This window comes from Bacillus sp. z50 (assembly GCF_058313585.1).
In genome coordinates this window covers 351,562-368,509 of sequence record NZ_JBZFQL010000001.1, presented here as the reverse complement: position 1 = coordinate 368,509, position 16,948 = coordinate 351,562, and the positions used below count along the sequence as shown (strand labels likewise).

Genomic DNA, 16,948 nt, shown 5'->3' with positions numbered 1-16,948 from the left:
AAACCCAGTTTGTATAAAAGATTTCTTCTAAATCACATCGTTCCCAGATATGGACACTAGAGTAGTGCGGAAATAGGCTGGCACTGGATGTTCTAGTCCGATTATTATCGTAGTAGATTAAAGGAGTACTAAATATGGAAAGAATCCCTAATTGAATACCCTAGCATACGATTTTACGCTAGTCATTTTGAGCTATTCTACTATAATGAACGTCACTGATAAAGAATTGTTTTTATAAGTAGTGAAAATTGATAAAACCAACAGATAATTATATGATTATATTAAATAGTCAATCAAGTGTAAGTAGGTATGTTTAATACAGAGAACAATCCATAGTTTTCCTTAGAATGACTCAGGAATGGATAAAAGTATTGGTCCAAGAAATGTGCAGTGGGCATTCTGGGAATGTTGGGATGATAATAAGAAAGGGTGGTGGATTGTTATGAAAATTATCGTGTTTGGTGCAACAGGTGGTGTAGGTCAATCTGTTGTGCGTCAAGGAGTTGAGGCTGGTTTTGAGGTGACGGCGTTTGTACGTACTCCGGCCAAGCTAGACTTTTCCCATGAAAATTTAAAGATTATACAAGGAAATGCTTTTAATCTAGCGGAAGTAACAGAAGCGATTGCAGGTCATGATGCTGTTATATCTTGCTTAGGCTCGAATCAAGGGATGAAAAAATCAATCGAGCTTCAAGAGATGATAAAAAATATTGTTACTGGTATGAAGGAGCAACATGTAGAGCGGATTATCTACACTGCATCTGCGGGAGTCCATAAAGAATTAACAGGGCTAAGTGGTAAATTGGTCATGAGAATGCTTAAGAATCCTCTAATTGATCATCGGGCTGCAGTTGAATATATTCAATCACATGGATTGAACTACACCATTGTTCGACCGATGGGGCTAACGAATCATACCTTTACAGGAAAGTATAGAGAATCTGCAACAAGTGTACCAGAGAAATCAAGATCAATACCGCGTGCTGACGTCGCACATTTTATCTTAAAAGCATTAAAGGATAGCCGTTATGAACATACGTCAATCGGCATCTCTACTTGAGTTCCAAAACACGTTCGTTTTAACAAACTGAGAGGGTCAGGGTGTTAATCTTAAACTACTCAGTACTGTGTATATTATTAACTATTACTTTAATGGGAGATTCAAAAATTCCCGCTAGATACATTACAGCAACTGCATTATAAGTAAGAGCGGTCTGTATAGTAGCTAGTAAATAAGGGTCTCCCCTTTGATGGGTATGTTTGTTTATTAAAACTTCCTATATTAAGTCTAAAGCCATTGATGAGTTCACTATATCAATGGCTTTTTTAACTCCATGAAAAAGTATTGGTAACACCGTTAAAAAACATCTACCGCTATAATATAAGATAAACTTTTTATGCGTTTATCTTTCCTTGAAAACGTAATTGTTATAATAAGTCTGAATATTTTGAATAAGTTCTATTTTTAATCATGCTCCTCGTTTATTATGAGAATGAGAGGTGGTGGTGTTAGTGGTGCTATATGAATTATCAAAGGAGTTATCTTATCCAGCCCTTTTGCTGGATTTAGATGCTTTAGATCAAAATTGCAGGAGAATCGCTGAAAAAGCAAATGGAAAAACGATCAGAATTGCTACTAAGTCGATACGGTCTATTCCAGTTTTAAAAAGAATTCTCCAATCCAATCCTGTCTATAAAGGAGTAATGTGTTATAGCCCCTATGAAGCTATTTTTCTTGCAGAACAAGGCATTGAGGATATCCTGATAGGTTATCCATGCTGGGATTCCAAACCTCTTAGCAAAATAGCTGAACTAAATGGAAAAGGTCATCAAATTACCTGTATGGTCGATTCCTTTGAACAGATTAAACATTTAAATGCGATTGCTAAGGAAGCAAATGGATTTTTTTATTTATGCATCGATATTGATATGAGCACCACATTTGGTAATCTCCATTTTGGAGTAAGACGTTCCCCATTAAAAACAGAAGAAGGCGTGATTCAGCTAGTACGAATTATACAGGAATATCCATCGCTAAAGCTTCTGGGAATCATGGGTTATGAAGCACAAATAGCTGGGGTAGGTGATCATTTGCCATCTCAGAGGCTTAAAAATATGGCTGTTGCTTTTATGAAAAAGAAATCAATTGATAAAATCAAACGGCGAAGGGAGAGGATTGTTCAATCTCTTAAGAGTGAGGGTGTACAATTAGTATTTGTTAATGGAGGAGGAACGGGAAGTCTTGAAACTACATCAAAAGAAGAGGTTGTTACGGAACTGACAGCGGGATCAGGTTTCTATGCTCCTTTGTTGTTTGATTATTACCGAAATTTTCGCTTCACACCTGCCTTATATTTCGCATTGCCAGTCGTTAGAAAACCAACTCCAAATATTTATACTTGTCTTGGAGGTGGATATGTCTCATCTGGAGTGCATGGTCAGGATAAGGTGCCATTGCCTATTTACCCGCCGGGTGGTAAATTATTGTCATTTGAAGGAGCTGGGGAGGTGCAAACCCCTGTTTATTATGAAAAGGAAACGTTGGAAATTGGAGATGTCATTATCTTCAGGGCAGCGAAAGCTGGAGAAATTTGTGAACGGTTTAATGAAATCATTTGTCTTGCTAATCAACAAATCGTTGATCGATTTCTTACCTATCGGGGGGAAGGGAAATGCTTTCTGTAATGAAGACGATACAAGGCAAACGATGGAGAAATTGGTCTCAAACATGTGAAAGTATCCCGGAAAAAATCCTGTATCCATCCTCAATTGAGGAGGTTGCTTCAATCGTTAAAGAAGCGTCGAAACAAGAGAAAAGAATCAGAGTTGTAGGAGCTGGGCATTCATTTACGAGTTTAGTAAAAACGGATGATTGGCTCATATCTCTTGATTTACTTAGTGGAATTGAACAACTCGATGAGGCAGCCAGTACAGTTACCATCCTGGGTGGTACCCGGTTATTTCAATTAGGAGAAGTGCTTGGACAAGAAGGATATTCTCAGGAAAATTTAGGCGACATCAATGTCCAAAGTATTGCGGGTGCTATTTCAACTGGAACGCATGGAACTGGACTGAAGTTTGGTAATATTCCAACCCAAGTAGTAGAAATCGTCATTGTTACAGCATCTGGAGATGTTCTTACCGTTTCTGAGGAACAAAATCCTCAATATTTCAATGCTTGTCTCATATCGCTTGGAGTTCTTGGAATCATTGTAAAAGTAAAACTGAAGATAATTAAAACACTTATATATGAATACAGAAGTGAAAGAAAAGAATATCCACTTTTTGAGCAACAGCTTGAATGCTATATCCATGAAAACCGTCACTTTGAATTTTTTCTATTCCCATATTCAGATTGTGTACAAGTTAAAACGATGAATATTACAAATCGTAAACCAAAGGGCTTATTCTTTCATAACTTAAAAAATCTCATTTTTGAAAACTATTTATTTTTTGTACTGTCAGAGGTATGTCGTGTGTTACCAAGGAGCAGTCAAACCATAAGCAGAATATCTGCAAAGGCCGTAGGAACAACAACCATTACGGCAAAAAGCTATGAGATTTTTGCTAGTCCAAGACTTGTGAAGTTCAGGGAAATGGAATATTGTATTCCACTTCATTACTTTAAGCCGGCCATTCAAGAGATTCGGAAGTGTATTGAAGTAAAGAAGCATAAGGTTCATTTTCCGATAGAATGCAGGACGGTCAAGGCAGACGACATTTGGTTTAGTCCTTCTTATCAGAGAGATTCCGCCTATATTGCTTTCCATATGTATAAAGGCATGCCATATGAAGAATATTTTCAAGAGATGGAAGCGATTATGCGGAAGTATGAAGGAAGACCACATTGGGGTAAAATGCATAGCCTAGGTAAAAAAGAATTATATTCCTGCTACCCCAAACTGCCGGATTTTCAAGCCATAAGGTATGAACTTGACCCGCAAGGAATTTTCCTAAACGACTATATTAAAAAGATAATTATTGATGAATAAGAGAATGGCCTTACTATAATCTAATTCTTCTTTACAAGTGAAATGGCGGCCAGATGTTCAGCAAGAGGAGGGTACGGAATCAGTGGTATGCTCCCTACCGCTACTAAGTATAGTTGCCTATCAAGTGAAATCTTCAACGCCTATCAAACAGAAAAAAAGCTGGAGTCCGATTCGATGTTATCGGATCGGGCTGTTTCGTTTGCTATATTGCTGCTATTCTTGTATGTTCCTCAATTACTCGGAAGTTTCCACTTTATTTGGAACAATAGAGTCCCCGTTGTAATGCAAAAAGGAGTGCCTTTCCAAAATGTCGAAATAAGTATGTTATCAGACAAACACTAAGACCCTAATAACAACCTGCTTAAATGTTTTTTTTCACGAGTGGTTTCGACTTGTTTTTCCATGAATTGACAAAAACTACATTTTAGACTGCCTGTCGAACTTTATTATGCCGCTGATATCACTCAAGGTAATTTTGAATCAATAAAAGCATTTCAGCAATAAAAAGAGACTTATCATACAGAGAACCAGAATTTATAATTTAAGGTATAATACGGAAACTTCTATTCCATCAGAGGCAGCTATTTGAAGCGTCCTAACTAGGATAAGTTACTCCTTTGTTCTTAAAAAGGTATAAAATATACAGCTTCATTAAGCTATTTCTGTAGGTATTATCATAGAAGATATGGTAGCAACAACTAATGTTACTACTTAAAAGCTTATAAATAATAAATTGAACGATTAAAGTTGTCAGCATTTGGAGGTAGATTATGGTAAAAGACGATGGAATTTGCAGAATACTGATTGTAGATGATGAAATACTAATTAGACAGGGAATTAAGCATTATTTAGATTGGGAGTCTGAAGGTTTTCAAATCGTTGGAGAAGCTTCAAATGGTCAGGAAGCATTGGAAATGATAGAAGTTTTGAGTCCGCAAATCATTATTACAGACATCGTCATGCCTATCATGAATGGAGAAGAATTAACACGAGTCGTTAAAGAAAAATATCCCCAAATAGAGGTCATTATCCTGAGCAGTTATGGCGAATTTGACTATGTACGCTCGGCCTTTCAATGTGGAGTGGTCGATTATATTTTAAAACCAAAGCTCGAGGCGCAAAGTCTATTAAAAGTTTTAAAAACCGCTGTTAAAAGAATACCAGGTTTTCAATCAAGGGAAAAGGAACTGAATGTAAGTCTATCTATCGATCAAATTATCAACAGGTTAGTTTTAGGGTATGATGTACATTTTGATTCAAAACAGATTATTAGAGCTTTTCCTTACAGTCATTACAGTTTATTGGGTGTGGACTTAAAAAAACACCCATCCAAGGGTGCTGCTGAATTTTTAATTCAAGTCAAAACTAAGGTTGAAAACGTATTCAACAAAAAGATAAGCGAGGTCTCTTACTATTCTTTTAACTATGATCCGCATATCATTGTATTTCTTTTGAATACAAATCAAGATCATATGACAAGGGTTAAGGATGTTGCTAATCAATTGGCAGCTTCACAGGTCGCATGTGGTTTTGCTTTAACGGAGGGATTCCAAAGTTTTGGTCAATTAGGAGGAATTTTAAAGAACAGCCTTCTAAAACTGTTAAACTATCGCTTTTATTTTCCTGATATCTTAGTTCTAACTGAACGATCTTTACCTAAGACTGTACATAGGAGTGAAAAATTCAATCTGGATTGGTTTACAGAAGAGTTCAGAAATAAGCACTTTGATTCGGCTTTTCACTATTTAAGGAATCATGCCCTAAAATTATCTAATTGTTTTTTTGTGGATGTTTTCGAGTATAAATCATTTATCAGTAACATCATATTTAACATTACAATCCTCCTTGGCAATATGAATTATGATATCAAAGAGCTTGAACAGAGCAGGTACTCGTTTTTCAAGCTCATTGATGAAGCACATTCTGTAAATGAGACAATTAAACTTTTGGATTGTTTTATTGAGGAAGCGAATAAATGCATATTCTTAATGGAAAATCGAGCAGAGAATATCACTATGAAGAAGTTTATGGACTACATTAAGAGTCATTATGCAGAGCCGCTTACCTTAACCGATGTGGCTACTTATTTTCATTTTAATCCTTCTTATATTTCAAGCTATTTTACAACTCATAATCATGAAGGATTTATAGATTCTTTGAATAGAATCCGGATTGAAGAGGCATGTAAGCTACTCCTTAACGAAACAGCTACTATCGCAGAAATAAGTGAAATGGTCGGTTTCTCGGAGCATAGCTATTTTTGCAAAGTATTTAAAAAAATAAAGGGGATGTCCCCTAGTCAATACAAAAGAAAACAATTTATAGGATAAGGGACGTGATTAAATATGAGACTTATACCCGAGCGATTTAAACACCACACTTTATTTATTACGATTTCCCTTATCACCTTCACCATTATCATTCTTGTTTCTGTGACGATTACATGGACAACAATTCGCATGTCGGAGGAATTCTTTTTTGAAAAATTCAGTATTACGAATGCGAAAATAATAAACGAAATAAAAGAACGCTTTGAGTCTTTTCATTATTCTATTGTCATTGCGTCAAATAATATTTTACAAAGCGGCACAATTAAGACCAACCTAACTGAGGAGCAAACGAATGCTCAAAAAATGATCTCATTTTATACGATGGGGGAATATATTAAACAAATTCAATCGAATATTGAAGCTTACGAGCTTGAAATCATCGTTAAAGGAGAAAATGGGGTTACCTTAACGACCAATCGTACCCACTGGCCGATATCTGATCAGGAGCTTAATGAAAGTATCTTAACAAGCAATACATTTAAAGAACCGAAACGGCTTCTGTATCAATATGATGAACGTAAGAGCGAAACGAGAAGTATTGAGGATAGAAGGTATGTTGTAGCTACAAAAGCGTTAATGGATCGACTTTCCGGTACTGTTTATGGCTCCATGTATTTTTCTTATAGGGAAAGTGAATTCAAAAAGGTCTATTCCAACTATACTAGCCCTGGGAATGATATTTTCATTATTGATAAGTCAGGGAGGATTGTTTCCAGTAACCAGTCTCAATTTATTGGGCAAAAGGAAGTGGAACTCCTTCGGTATGCGAAAGAGAGTAAAAACAACTCAAATAATTATATGATTGGTAGTTTTAAAGGGAAGGATCAGGTCATTTTTGTAGAAGCACTTCCCTCTTTTGATATGTATTTATTTAATATTATCGATAAAGAAAAGACATTTGGAAATTTAATTGATAAGAGAAAAATTGTATTCATCTCGCTAGGGATTGTTTTGATAGGTCTGGTCAGTATATTTTTCGTATCAAAAAGATTGACTAATTCTTTATCAAGACTTGTTAGACAGATTGAAAATGCGCCAAAATCTAAATTTCGTCAAAACGTGGCTGTTTTAGGTACATATGAAACGAGGCAAATCGGAAATGCTTTTAATTCCATGCTGGATGAGCTGCATGAATATGTTGAGCAGTTAATGCTGTCGCAAAAACAGAAACGGAATGCGGAGCTGGCAGCCCTGCAGCGACAAATCAATCCACATTTCTTGTACAATACATTAGCTTCAATTAAATTTATGGTTCAGCAAGACCGCAAGGAAGATACGGAAGCTATGATTACTGCTTTGATTTCCTTACTTCAAAATACAATAGGCAATGTGAATGAAACGGTTACTGTTAAACAGGAACTGGATAATTTGAAAAACTATGTCTTCATTAATCAAAAACGTTATGGAAATAAAATACATGTAAGCTATATGGTTTCGCCAGATTGTATGGATTTTCATCTGCCTAAGCTAATTCTTCAACCTTTTATGGAAAATTCATTTTTCCATGGGTTCAATCGTAAAGCGGGGGGATCTATCCATGTCCTTATTTGGCAGGAAGAGAACAACCTGATTTGTGAAGTAGTAGATAATGGTGACGGAATAGCGGATGAGCAAGGTGAAAATCTTCCTAATCAAACGTACAAACGACAGCTTTTCTCAGGAATCGGTGTTAGGAATGTTCATGAGCGTATTCAACTTATATATGGAGAAGAATATGGAGTAACCATTTCCAGCAAACAGGGAGAAGGAACAAAGGTACGGATTATCATTCCTTCTCATATGGAACAAAAATCGTAATAAAATCTAAAGATATTCCAAATTCCCAAAAATGAATACGCTTTCAATTGGCAAAAATAATACAAGTTTACGAAAATATCTTCCTATCGAGTTGTAGCAAAGGGGTGCTAACATAATACATGTAGGATTGATAACGCTTACAATTAGAGATGGAGGGGATGTCAATGAATAAGATTTATGCATTATTGTTAGCCAGTATTCTTTTGTTATCAGCTTGTTCTTCTGAATCAAAAACGAACGAAGAGGCTTCCGACACAGAAAAGGGTAGCAATGAATTAACGGTATGGACTTGGGATCCAAATTTCAACGTGAAAGCTATCGATATGGCAAAGGACTATTATAATAAGGAAAATTCCGAGCTTAGTTTAAAAATCATTGAAAATGCACAAGCAGACATTGTCCAAAAACTTAATACCAGCTTAAGCTCCGGTACAACTAAAGGAATGCCGAATATTGTCTTAATTGAGGATTATCGTGCGCAAAGCTTTCTTAAAGCGTATCCAGATGCATTCTTCGATTTATCAAAATATTATAAAGCGGAAGATTTTGCAGAATACAAACTTGCTCCTACCAGTTTAGAAGATAAGCATTATGGTATTCCATTTGATTCAGGAGTATCTGGATTTTATGTAAGAACAGATTATTTAGAGAAAGCAGGCTACACTGTTGAAGATTTGCAGGGTATAGACTGGAACAAATATATAGAAATAGGCAAAAAAGTTAAAGAAGCCACTGGCAAATCTATGATTTCAATGGATCCTAAAGATCTTGGTCTTATTCGTCAAATGATTCAGACGAGCGGTTCATGGTATTTGAAGGAAGATGGCGTTACCCCGAACTTGGCAGACAATGAGTATCTTAAAGAAGCATTTCAAACTTACAAAGAGATTGTAGAAGCAGATATATCAAAACCGGTTTCCGACTGGGGTCAATATCTTGCTTCCTTTAATAGCGGTGAAACAGCATCCATTCTAACAGGTAACTGGATGACAGCTTCAGTAAAGCAGGAAGTATCTCAAAAAGGTAAGTGGGCAATTGTTCCTTTCCCTAAACAATCTGGTAATGCAAATTCTGTTAATGCTACTAACCTTGGCGGAAGCTCTTGGTATGTTCTTGATATTCCGGGCAAAGAGAAGGCTGCAGGTTTGTTGGCAAAAACTTTCGGTTCGAACGTTAATTTTTATCAGGATCTAAATAAAGAGATTGGTGCAATTGGTACGTATAAGCCTGCTGCAGAAGGTGAGGCTTATAAAGCAGCAGATGAATTCTTTGACGGTCAGAAAATCACAGAAGATTTTTCTAAATGGGTGGCTGAAATACCACAAGTAAACTATGGTGCGCACACGTATGTAATTGAAGATATATTAGCAGTGGGAATGCAGGATTTCTTAAAAGGAAAAGAACTTGATAAAGTCTTGAATGACGCACAAACACAAGCAGAACAGCAAATTAAATAATAGGTTGGTCTCTGCTAATCTAGCAAATGAAAATTCAAGCCTCGGGAAATTGCCGGCTTCTCCTATAAGGATAGGAGCTACTTTGATCAACAGGCGCGTTTCCCGACTTTTTTATCAATCTAGTAAGGAGTTGATGTATATTGTTCCCGGCTAAAACCAAACAAAGTTATCATACGAACACAACCGGCCAGAATGTAATACCCCAAAAAAACAGTCGGAAGCATCGGGTGAAAAATGCAACGATTGGATGGTCTTTTGTCGTACTGGCAGTCATCATGATTTGCACATTTACTTTCTATCCAATGATTCAGGCATTTATAATGTCTTTACAATCTGGCACGGGTACAAATCTTTCCTTTGTCGGATTGGACAATTATGCACGTTTATTTAAGGATCCTACTTTTTTGACAACAGTAAAAAATACGGTGATCTATCTCATTATTCAGGTCCCGATTATGATTATTTTTGCTTTGTTTATATCGGTTTTACTGAACAATCCGAAATTAAAGTATCGGGGATTATTTCGAACAGCCATATTCTTACCATGTGTAACGTCACTTGTTGCCTATTCTGTTATTTTTAAATATTTATTTTCTATGGATGGCATTGTAAACACCATGTTAATGAAATTAGCTCTTATCTCTGAACCAATCCAGTGGTTGACTGATCCCTTTTGGGCAAAAATAACGATTATTATTGCCATCACTTGGAGATGGACTGGTTATAATATGATCTTCTACTTATCTGCTCTGCAAAATATTGATTATTCTATTTATGAATCAGCAAAAATTGACGGGGCATCCTCATTTCAACAGTTTTTTAAAATAACCATACCATTACTAAAACCAATTATTTTGTTTACGTCCATTATCTCAACAATAGGGACACTTCAATTGTTTGATGAAGTCATGAATATTACACAAGGCGGACCTGGGAATGCAACGATGACCATTTCTCAGTATATTTATAATCTGTCATTTAAATATACCCCTGACTTCGGTTATGCAGCCACCGTCTCGTATGCAATTGTGATTATGATTGTATTCTTCTCCATCCTTCAATTTAAAATGGCAGGTGATAAAAATGAGTAAACTTAAAAGTATTTTTAACTATACTTTTTTAAGCATAGTCTCCGTTATTTCCATCTTTCCATTTATATGGATGGTAGTCAGTTCGACTAATAAGTCGGTGGATGTAACAAAGGGTCGGTTATTACCAGGGAGTCATCTGGTGGAAAATATTCGAAGTTTGCTGAATACCACCGATCTTGTATCTGTATTAAGTAATTCTATTAAAATAGCAGTTATTACAACAGTGCTTTCCTTGTTGATTGCCTCTTTGGCTGGTTATGGATTTGAAATTTTCAGAAGCAAAATGAAGGACTATGTTTTTAATTTCTTATTACTTTCCATGATGATTCCTTTTGCTGCTTTAATGGTTCCGTTATTTCGGATGTTTGGAACTATTTCCGAAGCTACTCCAATGGTGGGTATTGATACACTTGCTGCAGTTATTTTACCAACAAGTGTAACAGCCTTTCTGATATTTTTCTTCCGCCAAAGTACAAAGATGTTCCCAAGGGAAATTATTGAGGCTGGCCGAATTGATGGATTATCGGAGCTAGGGGTTTTCCTTAGGATTTATATTCCAACAATGAAAACAACATATGCTGCAGCCGCCATTATTACTTTTATGGCAAGCTGGAACAATTACATATGGCCGCTTGTAGTGCTCCAGTCACCAGAGAACCATACCTTGCCGTTGTTGATATCAAATCTTGGGTCAGGATATTCTCCAGACTTTGGAGTGATTATGACAACGATTGTTATTGCAACGCTGCCAACTGCACTGATATTCTTCCTTCTCCAAAAACATTTCGTTGCCGGCATGATGGGGTCAGTGAAGTAGTTGATTTTCGAGTATTCAAAAAGGAATTGGATAAAAGGCTGAGAAACAAGTTGTTCTTCATCATTCATGCAACTCTAAAATGGCTGACTTAATGAGATTATGCTCAGTTTCTATAAGCGATTTCACGCTTTTACTGGACGAATAAACTTTTCGTTTCCGTTTAATTTGCTAACTGCCGATGAACTTAATGGCGAATGAATGATGAGAAAATACAGAGCAATCAAAAAGTAAGTAAGTATTCGATTATGTAGAAAGAAGGGTGAAGAGTTATGAAAAAAGAGTCGTACGATTGGGAAAACTTATCTGTTCTTCATGTGAATCGTTTGCAAGAGAGGGCTTACTTCTTTCCTTATACCAGTGAGTCATCCGCATTGACTTACGACAGAGGAAAAGCTGAGGAGGTTAAGGTGTTAAATGGCGTATGGAAATTCCACTACGCTGAGAATCCGTCTTTGACACCGAAGCAATTCATTGAAGAATCATATGATACTAGTCAGTGGGATGATCTGCAAGTTCCATCAAACTGGCAGATGCATGGATATGGAAGGCCTCATTATACAAATGTACAATATCCATTTCCAGTAGACCCGCCTCATGTTCCAACTGAAAATCCAACAGGCTCTTATAGACGTGAGTTTACCGTTCCAAGTGATTGGGCAGATCAAGCAATTATCCTACGATTTGAAGGTGTGGATAGTGCCTTTCATGTTTGGGTAAACGGCAAGGAAGTTGGCTATAGCCAGGGCAGCCGTCTTCCAAGTGAATTTGATATTACCAAGTTGGTTCATGAAGGAAAAAATGTAATAGCTGTTCAGGTTTATCAATGGTCTGAGGCGAGTTATATCGAGGACCAGGATATGTGGTGGCTCAGCGGTATATATAGAGACGTTTATTTGCTTGTAAGACCAAAGGCGCATGTCAGAGATTATTTTATCAAAACAACTCTCGATGAAAACTACGAAAATGGCGAATTAGAAATTGAAACCTATATATTAAACCAAAAGAATAATCCGATAACTAATTATCAGCTTGAAATAAAATTAGTAAACCATTTATATGAAGAAGTTGAAATAAGAGATTTAAAAAATATTACGATTGATGTGATGGATGAAGCAAAAATATCTGCTGTTATCCCGATTGACAATCCGAATAAATGGTCGGCTGAGAATCCCTACCTTTATCATCTGCTTCTTACCCTGAAAGATGAGAAAGGGAATGTGATAGAAGTCATCCCAACTAAAGTCGGTTTCCGAACAGTAGAAGTAAAAGATGGAGTTTTGCTAGTAAATGGGATACCGGTCATGTTTAAGGGGGTCAATCGCCACGATCATCATCCTGATCTTGGACGAGCTGTTCCGATGGATTCGATGATTGAGGATATCCAACTGATGAAACTTCACAATATAAATGCGGTAAGGACATCCCATTATCCCAATGATCCACGTTTCTATGATTTATGTGACATTTATGGATTGTATGTCATCGATGAGGCGGATTTAGAATGCCATGGATTTGAGGAGATAAATAACTATAATCAAATCAGTGATGACTCAGCTTGGGAAGAGGCCTACGTGGATCGGATGAAACGGATGGTTGAACGGGATAAGAATCATGCTTCCATTGTTATGTGGTCGCTGGGGAATGAATCAGGATTTGGTCGAAATCACGTAGCGATGGCTGAATGGTCCAAAGCAAAAGATCCAACAAGACCTATTCACTATGAAGGTGAATGCCGTTTCATTATGGAAGAAGGCGAAAATATACCGACCAGGGATCCAATTGCTTCAGATGTCCACACAACTATGTACACACCAGTCGAGATCATGGACGAATTAGGGAAGAGAGACGACCTGAATAAGCCACATATTCTTTGTGAATATGCTCATGCGATGGGGAATGGACCTGGAGGATTTAAAGAATATTGGGAAACCTTCTATAAATATAGAAGATTGCAGGGAGGTTTCGTCTGGGAATGGATTGACCAAGGGATTAGACAGATAAATGATAATGGGGAAGAGTACTTTGCCTATGGTGGAGATTTTGGCGAAACACCGCATGATTCCAACTTTGTCATTGATGGCCTAATCAGGCCTGACCGGACACCATCACCTGCGTTAATAGAATACAAGAAGGTGATTGAGCCAGTTAAGGCAGAAGCAGTTGATTTAGAGAAAGGGATAATTGAAATTACCAACCGATATGATTTTATTCCTTTAGATCATCTGCAATTATCATGGTCTATTATATGTGATGATCAAATTCTTGATCAGGGGATGCAATCTGTTGAAGGTATTCAAGCAGGTGAATCAAAGTGCATTACTATACCGTTTACGCTACCTACTATTATAAGGGATCACACTGATTACTGGTTAAATGTAAATTTCCGGACGACTGTAGATACCTTATGGGCTAAAGCAGGTCATGAAATAGCATGGGAGCAATTTAAACTTCCAGTTTTAGCGACAGTAACTGAAAATAATACCTCGTTTTCTTATCCTATAGCGGTTAAAGAGTGTGACCGGTTGATTACGGTATCTGGAGATCATTTTGAATTTGCCTTTAGTAAAATCTTTGGCGTCATAGATTCATGGACTGTTGAGGGAATGAAGGTTTTTGGATCAGGGCCGAAATTGAATGTATGGCGGGCACCGACAGATAATGACAAGCTGGCTATTCATAAAGGTATAAGTTCAAAGGAAGTATGGCAAAAATATGGTCTGCACTGGATGCAGCATAGAATCACTGATGTAACGTATGATGTTTCATCTGATAAGAAGAGCGTGGATATTCATGTCACTGTCCGAATTGCGCCGCCAAGAATTGCTTGGGGGATCAACACCACATACACCTATACCATTTTAGGCAGCGGCGATGTTTTTCTGAAGGTAAAAGGTGAACCTTATGGAGAACTGCCGGAAACGATGCCGAGAATTGGGTTAACGATGAAACTGCCAAAAACGTTGGAGAATGTCAGCTGGTACGGCCGGGGTCCTGGAGAAGCTTATGCAGACAGCCGGATGGCCAATAAAGTAGGAGTATGGTCCAGTGATGTTGAAGGGTTATATACACCTTATGTCTGGCCGCAAGAAAATGGAAACCGTCATCAGGTTAAATGGGTATCATTAACGGATACAAACGGTTTTGGTCTTTTAGCGGTCGGTGAACCAGAAATAGATTTCAGTGCCCACTACTATACTGCTGAAAATTTTGAAAGAGCTAACCATACGTATGACTTGAAAAAACAGGATTTTATTACCTTTAATTTGGATTATAAACAACACGGTCTTGGCTCTTCCAGCTGTGGTCCAGATGTACTGGAAAAATATCGTTTAAGACCTGAAGCTTTTGAATTTAAAGTGCGTTTCAGGCCGTATAACAACTTTCAATTTTCGCCAATCGAACTGAGCAAGGTTTTGATTCAAAACAATAACTAAAAAAAGCAGCGAAATCCCGTGAGAGTACGTACGCTCATTAGGATTTCGCTGATTTTGAATAGAGGTGGAGGTAGCCATGCAAATACAATTAATTGGGTTGGATGAGCAATTGGATTCAGCTTCTCAGGAAATCTTAAATCTATTAAACATCAAGCAATCAGACAATGGGATTACCATTTTAGTGGAATCTTCAGAATCTGGAATTCACGTTCAATATGATGGTAAAAGTGGAACGATTGCCTATCAAGAACCGTGCCAATTCTTCCGTGCACTAGGCCTATTGATAGAAGAGATGAAAAAGGATGAGCTCTTCGGAGAAACCAGTTTATAATTCCCTTGGGGTCTTAATTGACTGCTCCAGAAATGCCGTTTTAAAAGTCGAAACCTTTCAAAAGTTGATCAAACATTTGGCCTTAATGGGGTATTCTTCTGTGCAGCTATATACTGAAGACACGTATGAGATAAAAGAGTATCCGTATTTTGGCTATATGCGTGGCCGTTATTCGGGAGAACAATTAAAAAGTATGGATCTGTATGCAAGCAGCTTCGGAATCGAGCTGATTCCCTGTATTCAAACGCTGGCACATTTGGGTACAGCATTAAAATGGGAGACATTTTCCGATATCGTGGATTGTGATGATATCCTGCTTATTGATGAAGAGAAAACGTACGATTTGATTGATGCAATGTTCAGGACTATGTCCAAACATATTTCCAGCAGAAAAATCAATATTGGAATGGATGAGGCCCATATGGTCGGGCTTGGCAAGTATCTGGATAAACATGGTTTTCGGGACCGGTCGACTTTGTTGCTTAAGCATTTTGGCCGCTTGATGGAAATTGCCAGAAAGTACAGCTATGAGCCGATGATGTGGAGTGATATGTTTTTCCGGTTGGCGAGTTCGGGAGAGTATTACGATACCGAAAGCCCAATTCGAGAGGATGTTATAGAAATGATCCCAGATGACATATCATTAGTTTATTGGGATTACTATTCGGTTGAGTCGGAAAAATATGATGGTATGTTGAAAAAACATAAACAACTCAGTAACAACATAATTTTTGCTGGCGGCGCTTGGAAATGGACTGGCTTTTCCTCAAATAATCATTTTAGTCATCATGCAGGTGAAATTGCTCATAAAAGCTGCCTTCGTAATGGAGTTAAAGATGTATTTATTACAGCCTGGGGTGATAACGGCGCGGAAGCATCAATTTATTCCATACTTCCGACCTTACAGCTTTGGGCAGAGCTTTGTTATACGGATAATGCTGAAACAAGCCGCCTGGAGGAGCGCTTTACCACATGTGTCGGAGGGAATTACTCTGATTTTATGAGCTTGGATATGACGATGATGGTACCTGGTAATAAATTGCCGAATAACCATTCAATTAACCCGGCTAAGTATCTATTGTATCAAGATGTATTATTCGGGTTATTTGATAGACATGTGATACCTAATGAGTATGCTTCGCACTTTCAAAACTGTGCAGATCGTTTTAAAAAGTGTATCAATAGAAATCCCGATTGGCAGGCATTGTTTCTGACACAGTATTCCTTAAGCAGTTTATTAGCAATTAAGTGTGAGGCAGGGATAAACATTCGGCAAGCCTATCATAATCAAAATCGTGAAATTATGGAGGACTATTGTAATACCTTCTTACCTGAAATGAAAAAGTTAGCAGAGGAATTCATGAAAGCTTATCAAACGCAGTGGATGGAAGAGAATAAAATATTCGGTCTTGATGTATTCGATCTTCGGATGGGCGGCCTGCTGCAGCGGATTCAATCCGCCATTAACCGGCTCAATGACTACCTTAAAGGCAGGATAAACGAGTTGGAAGAATTAGAACAAGAGATTCTCTATTTTGATGGCCGGGAAAAAGATGAAGAAACAAGCGCTATCAGTGCTAACTTATGGCATACAATTGCAACACCTTCTGTTATAGCAGGAATATAGCATATCTTTATCCGATTTAAAGTTATATAGAAATGAATAAACAATATAAGAAATCATAATATGTTCTAAAAC

Annotated in this window: 11 protein-coding genes; all 11 read left to right on the top strand. The window is 37.4% G+C overall.

The annotated features are described in order from the left end of the window. Positions 1-358: 358 nt before the first annotated feature. The 11 genes from AC4G3N_RS01620 to AC4G3N_RS01570 all read left to right on the top strand — a co-directional run bounded on the left by AC4G3N_RS01620 (position 359) and on the right by AC4G3N_RS01570 (position 16,876). Positions 359-1,060, top strand: coding sequence for an NAD(P)-dependent oxidoreductase (locus AC4G3N_RS01620; protein WP_262365969.1), 702 nt, complete (start codon positions 359-361; stop codon positions 1,058-1,060). A gap of 452 nt (positions 1,061-1,512) precedes the next feature. Beyond that, positions 1,513-2,685 carry an amino acid deaminase/aldolase gene (locus AC4G3N_RS01615; protein WP_262365968.1) on the top strand — a complete coding sequence of 391 codons (1,173 nt, stop codon included), beginning with the start codon at positions 1,513-1,515 and terminating at the stop codon, positions 2,683-2,685. Further along, a complete protein-coding gene (locus AC4G3N_RS01610) occupies positions 2,685-3,992 on the top strand; it encodes a D-arabinono-1,4-lactone oxidase (RefSeq protein ID WP_180349966.1) in 1,308 nt (435 codons plus the stop codon). Before AC4G3N_RS01615 ends, AC4G3N_RS01610 begins: the two co-directional genes overlap by 1 nt. A 770-nt stretch (positions 3,993-4,762) precedes the next feature. Beyond that, positions 4,763-6,322, top strand: a complete 1,560-nt coding sequence (locus tag AC4G3N_RS01605) for a response regulator transcription factor (RefSeq protein ID WP_148629788.1) — start codon at positions 4,763-4,765, stop codon at positions 6,320-6,322. Positions 6,323-6,337: 15 nt separating this feature from the next. Beyond that, positions 6,338-8,119, top strand: a complete 1,782-nt coding sequence (locus tag AC4G3N_RS01600) for a sensor histidine kinase (RefSeq protein ID WP_491089600.1) — start codon at positions 6,338-6,340, stop codon at positions 8,117-8,119. 164 nt (positions 8,120-8,283) lie between these two features. Next, positions 8,284-9,576, top strand: coding sequence for an ABC transporter substrate-binding protein (locus AC4G3N_RS01595; RefSeq protein ID WP_491089599.1), 1,293 nt, complete (start codon positions 8,284-8,286; stop codon positions 9,574-9,576). A 275-nt stretch (positions 9,577-9,851) separates the two neighbouring features. Further along, a complete protein-coding gene (locus tag AC4G3N_RS01590; protein ID WP_077248036.1) occupies positions 9,852-10,667 on the top strand; it encodes a carbohydrate ABC transporter permease in 816 nt (271 codons plus the stop codon). Beyond that, positions 10,660-11,484 (top strand): carbohydrate ABC transporter permease, encoded by an 825-nt coding sequence (locus AC4G3N_RS01585; RefSeq protein WP_066103387.1) that lies wholly within the window; start codon positions 10,660-10,662, stop codon positions 11,482-11,484. Before AC4G3N_RS01590 ends, AC4G3N_RS01585 begins: the two co-directional genes overlap by 8 nt. Positions 11,485-11,753: 269 nt before the next feature. Next, positions 11,754-14,918 carry a beta-galactosidase subunit alpha gene (gene ebgA, locus AC4G3N_RS01580; protein WP_491089598.1) on the top strand — a complete coding sequence of 1,055 codons (3,165 nt, stop codon included), beginning with the start codon at positions 11,754-11,756 and terminating at the stop codon, positions 14,916-14,918. Positions 14,919-14,994: 76 nt separating this feature from the next. Then, a complete protein-coding gene (locus AC4G3N_RS01575) occupies positions 14,995-15,249 on the top strand; it encodes a hypothetical protein (RefSeq protein WP_491089597.1) in 255 nt (84 codons plus the stop codon). Further along, positions 15,221-16,876: a beta-N-acetylhexosaminidase gene (locus AC4G3N_RS01570; RefSeq protein ID WP_491089596.1), complete on the top strand. Its 1,656-nt coding sequence runs from the start codon at positions 15,221-15,223 to the stop codon at positions 16,874-16,876. Before AC4G3N_RS01575 ends, AC4G3N_RS01570 begins: the two co-directional genes overlap by 29 nt. Positions 16,877-16,948 lie beyond the last annotated feature (72 nt).